We start from the raw sequence: 12,439 nt of genomic DNA on the forward strand, positions 1-12,439 counted from the left end.
TCAGGCGCTCCCGTCCGAGGGGTTCTGGGTCATGCGCAGGCGCCAGAGGGCAGGCAGGGCCTCTCCAGGGGTGCGCACCCGGTGGCTGCCACTGTGGGTGAGCAGGTAGTCGTCCAGCTCCAGCACCGAGACCGAGCCCGGGCGAGTGGGTGGCTCGAAACGGTAGGCGCGGAGCACGGGGGCGGCCGCCTCGGGGTTCTCCGGCAGCGGGCTCACGCCCTCCTGACGGGCCTTGTGGAAGGCCTGGAGCTTGGCGTCGTGCTGGGCGATCAGCTCCAGGGGCTCCGGCGCGGCTGCGTCGTGGACTCGCACCTTGACGATCTCCGGGAGGCGGCCCGTGGACTGCCAGACGTGGAGCCCGGCCTCCCCCTCGAAGAAGGGGCGGATGCCAGGTCCCACCTTCTTGATCGCCAGGTGCACCGGCTCCAGGGGCGCTCGCAGGAGGTTGGGAAGCTCCCGAGGGCCGCCCGAGATCAGCGCTCCCCCTGGGAAGCGGGCCGCGAAGCTCTCGAGCTCGCCACGCGCACCCGCATAGGCGTCACAGAGCCAGAGGCCGAGCAGCGAGCCGGAGGACCCCTCCTGTCGCCACTGCCCGAGCGGGAGCAGCTCCAGGGTGATGACATGCTGATCGGAGCGGGAGAGATCCCGGAGGATGCGCCGCAGGAAGTAGACCTCCGCCAGTGAGTCCAGCAGGTGCTCGCGGGAGATGAACCTCACCGGCTCGAAGGCCCGCCGATCGAAGAGCCGGATGCGCCCGGCAACTCCCCTCTCCAGGTCGGGAGGATGCCTCTCGACTCCGAAGAGCTCGACCTCGAGCATCTCTCTCGCATCCTCTTCAGGCGCGCGCGCCAGCGCCTCCAGGCTCCCTGCGAACTCCTCCAGGTACAGCCGCATCGCGTCCAGCGTGTAGAGCGACTCGGCATGGCCGTGCTCGCCAGCCTGCAGCCGCGCGAGGTGGAAGCGGACCTGCTCGGACAGGGCTCCCAGATCCTCGCTCTGACGGATGCGCTGCACCTCCTCGCGCGCCTCGAGCACCTTCTCGCGCAGCTTCGAGACGGGGAGTGCGAGGAGGGGCTCGAGCGCGAACCCCTCGTTCGCCGGCTCACGAGGCACGAGCGCGTCGGCCTGCACCTCGAAGCGGCCCTCCCGGGTGTAGAGCTGGAACAGCCGCATCAGCGCCTGGGGCCCGCGGATGATGGCCTCGGAGAGCACCTGGCCGACCTTCTCCTCCAGGTAGCGCTTGAGGGGGCGCGCTCCCAGGGCGGCATCGAAAGACTCGGCGACGATGCGCCGCTTCACCGCGTCGTCCGCCGACACGAAGATGTTGCGCGACGTCAGGCCCCGCCTCGCCAGCAGCCGTGCGAGCTCCTTCTCCACCACCTTCTCTCCCGACTCTCGCGAGAGCGGAGAGAAGTGCACGATGCGATCGATGCGGTTGAAGAGCTCGGGAGGGAAGAACTCGCGCACCGCGCGGTCCGAGTCGAGCGCCACGGCCCGCGCGTCCCGCTCGCCGATTCCCACTGCCGCCTTCTGCCGGGCCCCGAGGTTGCTCGTCATCACGATGACCGTGTGCGTGAAGTCCGCCGTCTCTCCCGAGGCGTCGGTGAGCCGGCCCTCGTCGAACGTCTGCAGCAGCAGGTTGAGGAGCGCCGGGTGCGCCTTCTCGATCTCATCGAGCAGCACGAGCGTGAAGGGCTGCTCTCGGATGAGCCGCGTCAGGCGGCCCTCTGGCTGCCAGGCATCGCCGGTGAGCCGCGCGACGGCGTCCGGTGTCTGGAACTCGGCCATGTCGAGCCGGGCCATGCGCGAGGCATCTCCGTACAGGTAGCTCGCCAGGGCGCGCGCCAGCTCGGTCTTGCCGGTCCCCGTGGGGCCGGTGAACAGGAAGACGCCGTAGGGCCGCCGGGGATCGGTGAGCCCGGCGTGGATGCGCACGATGAGGTCGCACGCCACCTCCACCGCCTCTGGCTGGCCCATCACCTTGCGGGAGAGGGCGGTGTCGATCTCGGTGGGATCCAGCCGCTTGTTGGGGTGGAGCAGGAAGTCCGGGAGCCCCGTCTTGCGTGAGAGGTGCTCGAAGAGCAGGCCGGCATCCACCTCGGTGCCTTGCCCGCCAAAGTCGGTGGCCAGCTCGCGCAGCAGATCGAGCGCCTTGCCCGGGAGGGCCGCCCCGGCGAAGAGCGAGCCGGCCTGCTCGAGCAGGGTGGGGAAGAGAGAAGGCTCCCAGACGACGTGGTGCTTCGCCTCCAGCTCCCGAGCCTCGTGCAGCAGCATCCGCAGCGTCTCGTCGGCGCTCGTGGGCCGGACGTGGAGCTGGGTGAAGAGCGCAGCGAAGGAGGGGGCGTCGGTCTCGAGCCGCTGGAGCTGCTCCGGCGTCACCGCGCCCACGAGGGTGATCTCCCCGCGCGCGAGGGGCCCTTGGAAGAAGAGGGCGAGGTTGGCGTCACTGTCGCGCGAGCGGCCGATGCGGCCGAAGGCGTGCAGATCCTCGACCAGGAGGATGCGCCGTCCCCCGCGAGCGTCCTCGAGGAGCTTCAGGCAGCGCTGCTCCCAGTCGCCGACGTAGCTCATGCCGGCGATGATGCGCTTGCCCGCGATGGCCCAGACCTCGGTGACCTTGTCCAGGTTGCGGTGGCTGCGGAAGTCCTCGGCCTCGAGCTGCTCGGCCACGAAGTGCCGGAGCAAGGTCCGCTTTCCGCAGCCAGGGGGGCCCACCAGCAGCACGGGCGTGCGCCGCTCCCCGCTGAGCAGCAGCTGGAGGTGCTCGCGGTACGGGCTGCGCGGCATCCCGACGTCGAGCGCGTTCTCCGCCGCCTGGACGGTGAGGTTGGTGCCCAGGTTGTTCAGCACCTGGAGCCCTCCGCTCGGCTTCTTCTTCTTCTTGCCGAGCCGGTCCTCCAGCTCGAGGTCATCCCAGGGCCCCTTCTTCTTGCCGAGCTCGTCGAGCAGCGACCTTGGGCGGGCGACGAACGAGACCGCCTGGAGGCTGTCCTTGCGGCCGGAGCGCAGCTCGTCCAGCGCGAGCGTGTCCAGCCCGGCCCAGGTGCGGGTGAAGAAGGCCTTGGCCTGATCCTCGAGCCCGAGCTCGGGATCCACGGGGAACCACTCGTCCTGGCGAGCGGGGTGGTAGGCGATGGTCAGCGGCTCGTTGCGGGTGCGCCAGCGCGGCTCGAGGATCAGCGGAAAGAGGCCGGCCACCCGCGGCACCTCGGCGCTGGTACGCACACGCTTGAAGTCCAGCTCGAGCCGCACCCGCTCCAGGCGGATGCCGCGCGGGAGCTGGAAGTACGACAGCTCACGGACCGGCAGCTCGCCGAGGATGGTGCGGAGGTCATCCACGAGCTTGCGCTGCAGCTTGACGGTGCTCTTGCCCGTGCGGCTGCGGGTGTGCGGGCCGAGCGCCAGCGTGGTCCACTGGAGGCCCGAGGGCCCTCGGTTCTGGTAGATGCCAATGGTGAGGTTCATCGCTTCGACTCCTTCACCCCATCGAGATCGAAGGAGAAGAGCTCCTCACGGTCGAGGCCCCCGGAGCGCTCCGCGTGGGTGATGTGCTCGAGCAGGACGAGCTCGAGCTCCCGGAAGTAGTCCTCGGCCTCCAGCTGGAGCTTGCTCTCGTTCTTGCACAGGTGGAGCCAGTCGTCGGGGAGGTGCTCGCGGACGGCCGGCGCCAGCCGGAGCTGATGGATGGGGGCGGACGTTGGCGGGCCGATGGCGGGCAGCGAGAGCTCCTTGTCAGTGAGCCTGCTGCGCATCGCCACGGGCTTGACGATGACCACGGGGACATCCTCTTTGTCTCCCCCGGTGTTGAAGCGATGCAGCCCGGACTCGAGGGCGAGGAACACTCCGGCATTCGGGCCGTGGACGGACAGGAGCACCTCGCGGCACCCGCCCTCGGCCTCCACGCGGTTGCGCAGGGCTTCGAGGCCGAGCGGCTCGTCCCACTTGCGCTTCCGGTCGCTGCTCTTGCTGGTCAAGGCGGGGCGGCCTTCGACGACCCAGCGGCGCCGCGGCACGTCCTCGAGCAGAGGCAGGAGCCAGCGCTGGAGGCTCGACGTCTCGCCGACCGCCTGGACGATCAGGGTGATGTCGTCCCGCTTCGGCTGGAGCGCGAGCAGCACTGCCGGCATCTGCCGGCGAAGGGTCTGGAGCTGCGCGTGGGCGTCTTCCACGAAAGGCTGGACGTCCTGTTGCTCGAACAGGGCCATCAGCGCCAGCTCCTCGGCAGCCACCAGCGCCGAGCGCAGCTGCTGCACGTGCCTCCAGAGCCCATCGAGGCGGTGGTGCTCGCCCCGCATGTTCGCCACCGAGAGGGCCCCGGGCCCTTTCTCGTCCCGGTCGCTCTGGGAGAGCTGGGCCACCAGGAAGCCGATCTGCTCCTCGAGCTGCACCACCGCGTCGAGCCGGAAGAGGGCATCCATGGATCGGCGCTCCGCCTGGAGCACGCGCACCAGCTCGATCTGGCTGCGGGCGGTCTTCAGGTTTCCCTTGTGCAGCTCCACCGCCAGTGCGCCCTCGCGGAGGGTGATCTCCAGGCGTCCTCCCTGTGCCTCTCGCCCCGCCGCGGAGAGCGCGCGAGCCACGGGCACGACGAGCTGCTGGTCCAGGTGCCGGCGCATGGCTCGAGCTCCGTAGGCCTCCTGATAGCCGGAAGCGGCGAGGGCGGTGGTGGCCTCGGGCGGGAGCTCGAGCGCGATGCCACGCTGCAGCAGGCCGCGCCGCTGTCGCAGCTTGTCCACGCCGAGACGTGCCACCTCGGACACCTGCTCGGAGGTGAGCGTGTGGAAGGGGATGATCTGGTCGATGCGGTTGATCATCTCGGGCCGGAAGTGCTTGTGCACCTCGCGCAGGTAGTGCGTGGTGTCGTCCGTGGTCGTCGCGCCGATGCCCAGTGGGCTGCGGCGGTGGGAGGCGCCGAGGTTGCTGGTCATGATGATGAGGGCGTTGTGGAACCAGGCGGTGCGCCCCCGAGCGTCACTGAGTCGGCCCTCGCCGCAGACCTGCAGGAGCAGGTCGAACACCGCGGGGTGGGCCTTCTCGATCTCGTCCAGCAGGAGCACGCAGAAGGGCTGCTGGCGGACGCGCCGCGTGAGCTGTCCCTCGCCCTGTTCGTTGCCGCGGATGAGCCGATCCGCGGCCCACGCGTCCATGAACTCGCTCATGTCGAAGCGGAAGAGTCGCTCGGGCGAGCCAAAGAGGAAGGTGGCGAGCAGCCGCGCCAGCTCGGTCTTGCCAATGCCCGTAGGGCCCACGAAGAGGAACGTCGCCAGCGGCTTTCCCTGGGGCTGCAGGCCCGCCTTGACCATGCACAGCGTCTCCACGACGCGGCGCACCGCGAGCTCCTGGCCGATGAGCTGGCGGCGGAAGTACTTCTCGACGTCTCCGGCGAGGAGCGCGCGATCCTCACGGAGCAGGAACTCGGGCACACCCGTCTTCAGGCTGAAGAGCGAGTACACCCGCTCGCGAGTGAGGACGGGCACCTTGCCATCGCCCGTTCGCTCCTGCTGGATGCCCGCGCGCATCTCCTCGTACAGCCGGAGGGCCTTGCCCGGCAGCGCGCGGCTGGGGAGGTAGCGCTCCGCCAGCTCCACCAGGGGATCCACGGCATCATCCGCCAGCGCCGGCCGCGTGGGCTCCATCTGCCGCTGCCAGGCCACCCGGGCCCGCAGGGCCTCGCAGGTGGTCTTCGCGCTCAAGGGCTCCAGGCGCACGCGCGTCATGGCGGCGAAGAGGCCTGGGTGCCGGCTCTCGAGCAGGTCGAGCGACTCCGGGGAGAGCTCGCCCATGAACCGGACCTTGCCTTCCTCCAGGAAGGGCTTCATCGCACCGGGAAGATCGATGGACTCGGTGGAGTGCTGCGCGAGCAGCTCACCCAGGTTCTCGAAGTAGAGCAGGGCGTCCAGGTCCTGCGCCGCGCGCATGACGCGCAGGACACGCTCCTGCCACTGGCCGAAGCCGGACATGCCCGCGATCAGCCGCGAGCCTGTCGTCGCATACACCCGCCGCTCCCGGCCCGCCTTCCGCTCCGCGCGGAGCCAGGCGTAGAGCAGCTCCGTCTTCCCCGCGAGCTCCGGGCCGACGAGCAGCACGCTCTGACGCTTCTCTCCCCCGAGCAGGTTCGTCAAGAGCGACAGCTCGGTGTCCCGGCCGATGAGCGGGGGGCCGCGCTTGGACTCGTCGCGCTCGTGGAGCTGCGTGGAGACGGAGAGGAGGACCTCGTGGGCCCGCTCGCGCAGCAGCTTCTCCTGGAGCTTCTTCCGGGCCTGCCGGGCCTTCTCGCTGAACGCATCCTGGCGCCGGAGCCTGAGCTGGACGGTCTCGAGCGTCACGGCCTTCGGTGGCAACAGCCGCAGGTACTCGTGGGAGCTCGGCTCGCGGGCGGCGAGCAGGCGCTCCACGTCGGCTCGGACGATCTCGAGGACGTTCTGGTTGCGGGCCACGTAGACGGTGTGGTCAAGCGCGGGGACGAAGGCCCACGTCTCCTGGGCGAGCGGCACCACGAGGGTGAGCAGCTCGATCGTCGTCGGCTTGAAGAGGCGCTTGGGCAGGTCAGCGCGCGGGGCGAGCGCCTCGATCATCTCGATGCGGACCTGGCCAGGCATGGCGAAGTGGGAGAGGACGTCGGGCTCGGCGCGGGAGAGATAGTCCTCGAGGAAGAGGCGCTGCTCGGCCAGGCAGGCTTCCTGGGTGGGCGCGTGGCTCGTCAGCGCTGGAGCGGCGACAGGGAAGGCCTGGTAGTGACCGCTCCAGAGCTGCTGGCAGAGGAGCGGAGTGGCGAAGTCGAGGGTCCCGGCGGCGTCGGAGGAGGCCATGAGGCCACCATCCTATGACGTCAACCCCTGGGACGCGCAGGCCGTGAGCACGGCGGAACCCTGTGCTCCCGCCTTCTCAGGGAGCAGCCACCTGGAGCTGCTTACCGGGAGGGAGGCTGCGGTGGTCCTCGATCTTGTTCCACCGCTGGATGTCCTCGACGGTGATGCCGTACCGCTGGGCCACCGACCAGAGCGTCTCGCCCGCGGCCAGCGTGTGGACGGTGGTGCGGCCCTGCTGAGGCTTCGCTGGCTGGGTGGTGGCCACCACGGTGCCCGCGCGCTCCTGCACCTGCGCCGTGGGGGCATTGCCCGGCCATACCTGGATGACGGTGCCAATCTGCAGCCCGCGCTTGCGCCGGGGCAGCTCGTTCCATTTCCGCAGATCCTCCACCGTCACGTTGAAGCGCTGGGCGATGGCCCACAGGCTGTCGCCGTCCTGCACTCCGTAGGTGACGCGCGTGCGGCCGTCGATGACCTCCGTCTTGATGGGGCCCGTGGCGACCGGCGCCCGGGGCGTACCGGCGGGGATCTCCTCCTCGGGGCGCAGCACCGTCACGCCGCTGCGACGGGCCTGGGCCACCTTGCGCTCCAGCGCCACGCTCCCGCCGCGCCCACCGGGCACGGGGATGGCGAGCTCCGCGTTGATGCGCAGCGAGCGGGCGCTCTTGAGCCGGTTGAACTGGAGGATGGCCTCCGCCGCGCTGCCGTAGGCCAGAGCGATCTTCGAGAGCGTGTCCCCGCGCTTCACCTTGTGGATGCGGAAGCTCAGGCGCTCGTTGGGTGAGAGCTGCTTGAAGTTCTTCGCGAACTGCTCCCCGGTGCCCTTGGGCAGCCGGAGCACGTACGGCTGCTTCTCGGTGGCCGGCGGCGTGCACCAGCGCCTCAGCTCCGGGTTGAGCTCCTGTACGTCCTTGACGCTCACCCCCGCCGAGCGGGCAAGCACGTCCAGGTCCGTGGCATCCACCAGCTTCACCTCGTCGAACTCCAGCGGCGGCTCGTAGTCGAACTCCTCCTCGCGGAAGCCGAAGGCGCTGGGGTGCTTGGCGATGAGCGCCGCGGCGATCAGCTTGGGCACATAGTGCTGCGTCTCCTTGGCGAAGCCCCGCTCCAGGGACAGCGCCCAGAAGTCCGTGGTGCCATACTTGTTCACCATCCTCCGCACGCGCCCTCCGCCGGTGTTGTAGCCGGCCCAGGCCAGGTACCAGTGGCCCAGCTCGGAGTAGAGCTGCTTGAGGTACGCCGCGGCGGCGTGGGTGGCTTTGACGGGATCCCGCCGCTCATCCACCCAGAAGTCCTGGCGCAGTCCGTACTGGCGCCCCGTGCTGGAGATGAACTGCCAGGGGCCGGCGGCGTGGGCCCACGAGTAGGCGGTGGCGGAGAACCCGCTCTCGATCATCGCCAGGTAGACCGTGTCGCGCGGCAGCCCCTTCTGCTCGAGGATGGGCTGCATCATCGGCATGTAGCGCGTGGAGCGCGACACCCACTTGCGGAACCACTTGCGGCCCGGGCCCTGGAAGAACTGGATGTACTGGGCCACCAGCGGCTGCATCTCCACGGGGATGTCGTAGCGCTCCTGGATCTGCCCCACATCGAAGCTCTGCAGATCCGTGATGAGGGGCAGCTCGGGCAGGGTGTCGTCCTCGCGGAGGGTGGGCTCCTCCAGCGCGTCCAGCATCCGCAGGCGCAGCGGGTTGGCCAGGCCCAGGCGGCGCAGCGACTGGAGCACCGCCGCGTTCGGCTTCGCCGCCGGATCCAGGGCCGCACCCTCCAGGGCGCGCAGCTCCTCCAGCTCGGCGGACTCGGACTCCACCTGCTCGTTGGCCTCCTCGGCCTCCGCCTCGCCTTCTCCCGCGGCGCTGCCGAGCAGCTGCTTCTTGTCCTCCTCATCCAGCACGCGCATGCCGGGAGGCGGAGGCGGCATTGGCAGTGCGGTGTTGGTGGAGGGGACCGACGCGGCGAGGGTGACCAGCATGAGGCAGAGAGACGGCATGGAGACCCTGGGGGCGTACGCCCGTGAAGCAGAAGGAAGCCGAAGTTTCCGTCATTTTCCTTGACGGTCAAACAAGCAACCCGGCGGGCTGCTCCCCAAGCAGGCATTAGCAGCCCGGGAAATCCACCGCCAGCGGCGAGGCGCTTCTACTTTTGGCCCATGGACTGGCCGTGTCCGGGCCCGAGGATCCGTGGGAGGTAGGTGGCGTAGTCGAAGTGGGGCGAGTTCTCCGGGTTGTGGCAGGTGACGCAGAGCTCGCGCCCGGGGTTGCGGACGATGTTCTTCGGCGTGGGCTCCTCGGAGTGAAGCGAGCCGGGGCCGTGGCAGCTCTCGCAGCCGACATCCTCGCGGCCCGCCACCTTGTCCAGCCGGCAGACGCCGCCGGGCTGCTCGTAGCCGGTGACGTGGCAGCCCACACAGTTGAGGTGGAACTGCTTGCCCTGCTGCTCCAGCGTCTCCCAGGCGTGGCTGTGCTTGGACTTCTCCCAGAGGGGGAAGGCCTCCTCGTGGCACTCCTGGCAGGGGCGGTTGCCCACGAAGGCAGCCTCGCCCTTCTTCGGCGCCGGGCAGTCCTGGCCGTGCTCTCGGGCCCAGGCGAGGTTCATCTTCCCCACGGCGCTGTCATACGCCGCGATCACCGCCTTCACCCCGGGCTCGCCTTGCAGGCTGGACTCCAGCGGGAGGAAGCGCATCGAGAAGCTGTTGGTGCCCGTCGGTGCCGCGACGGGCTCCGTCAGCAGCCGCTGCTTGCGCGCCACCAGCTCCTCCAGCTTGCCCTGCTTGAGCTGCTTGAGCTGAGGATCGATGTCCGGGAGGTTGACGTCCTTGTTGAGCAGCGCCATGCGCTCGTCGAGCGCGGCCACCTCGCGCTCCGCCTCATCCTGCGACTTCACCGGCGTGAAGGGGCCCTTCTGCGGGCCGTAGCCGAGGTCCACGCGCAGCAGCTCACGGCCCTTGCTCTGCAGCCCCACCACGGGCACGGCGGCGTTCACCCGCTTGTGCTCCTCGCCGCTGAACTCGGTGGCGGTATGGGTGGCCAGGAGGAGGTTCGCCTCCAGGCCCGGCTGCTCGGCGGCCGCTTGCGCCTGCTGCACCGTGCCGTGGAAGAGCGCCACCACGAAGTCCGCGCCGTCCTTGCGCGCCTGGGCGCTGGCCTGGGCGAGCTGCGCGGCATCCTGCGCGGCCACCACGCCCACCAGGCGAGGCCCCGCCTGGAGCAGCTTCACGCCGCCGGGCGGCAGCTCCGGCAGCCCCAGGCTCTGGCGGAAGGCCACGCCGCGCACGTCATCCAGCTCGCCCGTGGCCCGGACAGCCAGCCCCATGCGCTTCATGGCGTCCGCGAGCGCCTGCGCCTTGCGCTCCTCCTGCGGCACCTGGGCAGGGGTGAGCGTGTGCTGGCCGAAGAGGCTGTCGCCCCCGTCGATATAGACGACGGGCCGCGAGCCCTTGCGAGCCTCCATCACCTGGAAGGCCGCCCGGTCGATGCCGCCGCGCATGTTCTCGCTGCAGCCACAAGGGCCCAGGTAGCCGCGCGTGTCCGCGGAGAACAGGAGGACGGCGCCCGAGGGGTCAGCCTTGGCCTCGGCCTTGGCCGCCGGCTCCGGAGCAGGGGCGGGATCCTGGGCGCGCTTGCACCCCGTGAGCAGCACTGCCGCCAGAGCAACGGCTCGCAGCGCCCACATCACCAGAGGATGCTCTGCACCAGCTCGTCGATCTTCTCGCCCATGGCCTCCAGTCCGTTCACCTTGGACAGGGAGCCGTCGGCGCCCACCTGCTCGGCCAGCTTGGACAGCTCGTCGTCCGGGAGGCTGGAGAAGAGGATGATGGGGATGTCCTGCGTGCCGTACTCGTTCTTCAGCGTGCGGCAGATGTCCGTGCCCTTGGCCTCGGGCATGTGGATGTCAGTGAGGATGAGGTCCGGCCGCCACGTCCGAAGCGTCTTCTCGAACTCCATCAGCGTCGAGGTGGCGACCACTTCATAGCCGCGCGCCTCGAGAACGGCCTTCTCCATGGCGAGGGTGATCTCGCTGTCGTCGATGAGGAGGATTTTTCGCTTCTCTTGCACGGCGACCTTCCCTTGGAGCCCCGTTCTAACTTACCGCCTCCCGAGGTACCACGGCTTTCCGCCCGCCTGTCCGCCCGCCGCCCCCCTTGCCCTGTCCACGGGCATACGATTCGCCGCCTCCACCCTTCACGAAGGTTGCGGGCAAAGCCATGGCAAAGGAGTAATGAAAGCGCCCATGTACCGAGCCCTCCCGGCTTTCTGCGCTCTCGTGCTCATGGCACTTCCGGCCTGGGCCCTCAACTCCGGCCTGGGTGCACCTCCACCTACCGTCGACCGGCAGACTCCCCAGGCCTCCATCCAGGGCTTCCTGGAGGCCTCCCATGCGGGAGACTACAAGCGGGCCGCGCACTACCTGGACCTGGACTTCCTTCCGCGCGCCGAGCAGGCCGAGCGCGGCGCCCAGCTGGCCCGCCGGCTGAAGTTCGTCCTGGATCGCAAGCTCCCGGTGGATCTGTCCACGCTGAGCAAGGCGCCCGAGGGGGATCCGACGGACGCACGCTTCGATCTGCTCGGCACCATTGTCCTGGACGGCACGGCGATGCCCATCCGCGTCCAGCGGGTGGTGGGCAGCGATGATGGTGCGCTGGTGTGGGTGTTCAACGAGTCCACAGTGAAGCAGGTGGACAAGCTCTTCGACGCTTATGGCCCGATCCTGGCGGAGACACTTCCGGCCGTCCTCTTTGAGCGCCCGGTGCTGGGGCTGGAGCCGTGGCAGTGGCTGGGGCTGCTGGTGGTGCTGGTGGCCGGGTGGGTGCTGGCGGGGCTGCTGGAGCGGATGAGCCTGGCCTTCGCGGCGCAGGTGGCGAAGTGGACCCACATGGGCTGGGACGACTCCCTGGTGGGCGCTGGCCGGGGTCCGCTGCGCATGCCGTACTACGCGCTGCTGCTGGCGCTGGGCACCTCCTTCCTGCTGCTGCCCCCGGTGGCGCGGAGGGCCGTCGATCGGATCTGCTACTCGCTCCTCATCCTGGCCGTGGCGTGGTTCATCCTGCGCTTCCTGCGGGTGACGACGACCTACGTGCAGCAGAAGGTCTCCAGCACGACGCAGGATGCGGCGCGCATGCGCAGCCTGGGCACCCAGCTCGCGGTGCTCCGGCGTGTCCTCGAGACGGCCACCTACGTCGTCGCGGCGGCGCTGCTGCTCATGCAGTTCGAGGTGGTCCGCAACGTGGGTGTCTCGCTGCTGGCCTCGGCGGGCCTCGCCGGCCTGGTCATCGGTCTCGCGGCGCAGAAGTCCATCTCCACGTTGCTGGCCGGCATTCAGCTGTCGATCTCACAGCCCATCCGCCTGGGCGATCAGGTGGTGGTGGAGAACGAGTTCGGCACCGTGGAGGAGATCACCCTTACCTATGTGGTGGTCCGCGTCTGGGATGAGCGGCGCCTGGTCATCCCCATCACCCAGTTCCTGGACAAGCCCTTCCAGAACTGGAGCCGGGCCAGCGCAGGCCTGCTCGGGCCCGTCATTCTCCAGGTGGACTACGCGGCCGACATCGACGCGCTGCGCGCGGAGCTCAAGCGCATCGTGGAGACCGAGGGCCGTGCGCTCTGGGACGGGAAGGTGCAGAACGTGATGGT

At 69.5% G+C, this 12,439-nt stretch carries 6 protein-coding genes; 1 reads left to right on the forward strand and 5 read right to left on the reverse strand.

Features of this window, described 5'->3' with window-relative positions; genetic code table 11:
- The 5 genes from VD972_RS14885 to VD972_RS14905 form a co-directional block, all read right to left on the reverse strand.
- Nucleotides 1–3,465: an AAA family ATPase gene (locus VD972_RS14885; RefSeq protein ID WP_324987157.1), complete on the reverse strand. Its 3,465-nt coding sequence runs from the start codon at nucleotides 3,463–3,465 to the stop codon at nucleotides 1–3.
- The gene (locus VD972_RS14890; protein WP_324987161.1) at nucleotides 3,462–6,809 is read right to left on the reverse strand and encodes an AAA family ATPase; all 3,348 of its coding nucleotides are present in this window, start codon (nucleotides 6,807–6,809) and stop codon (nucleotides 3,462–3,464) included. Before VD972_RS14890 ends, VD972_RS14885 begins: the two co-directional genes overlap by 4 nt.
- Nucleotides 6,810–6,885: 76 nt before the next feature.
- On the reverse strand, nucleotides 6,886–8,799 hold the full coding sequence (locus VD972_RS14895) for a LysM peptidoglycan-binding domain-containing protein (protein ID WP_324987164.1): 1,914 nt from the start codon (nucleotides 8,797–8,799) through the stop codon (nucleotides 6,886–6,888).
- A gap of 146 nt (nucleotides 8,800–8,945) precedes the next feature.
- Nucleotides 8,946–10,481 carry a multiheme c-type cytochrome gene (locus VD972_RS14900; protein ID WP_324987166.1) on the reverse strand — a complete coding sequence of 512 codons (1,536 nt, stop codon included), beginning with the start codon at nucleotides 10,479–10,481 and terminating at the stop codon, nucleotides 8,946–8,948.
- Nucleotides 10,481–10,864: a response regulator gene (locus VD972_RS14905; RefSeq protein ID WP_224365326.1), complete on the reverse strand. Its 384-nt coding sequence runs from the start codon at nucleotides 10,862–10,864 to the stop codon at nucleotides 10,481–10,483. The genes VD972_RS14900 and VD972_RS14905 overlap by 1 nt, the downstream gene beginning before the upstream one ends.
- 175 nt (nucleotides 10,865–11,039) lie before the next feature.
- On the opposite strand from VD972_RS14905, the gene VD972_RS14910 reads away from it, so the two are divergent.
- The coding region (locus VD972_RS14910) for a mechanosensitive ion channel family protein (protein WP_324987172.1) at nucleotides 11,040–12,439 on the forward strand (1,400 nt) is incomplete at its 3' end.

The organism is Hyalangium sp., assembly GCF_035629615.1.
Classification (GTDB): domain Bacteria; phylum Myxococcota; class Myxococcia; order Myxococcales; family Myxococcaceae; genus Hyalangium.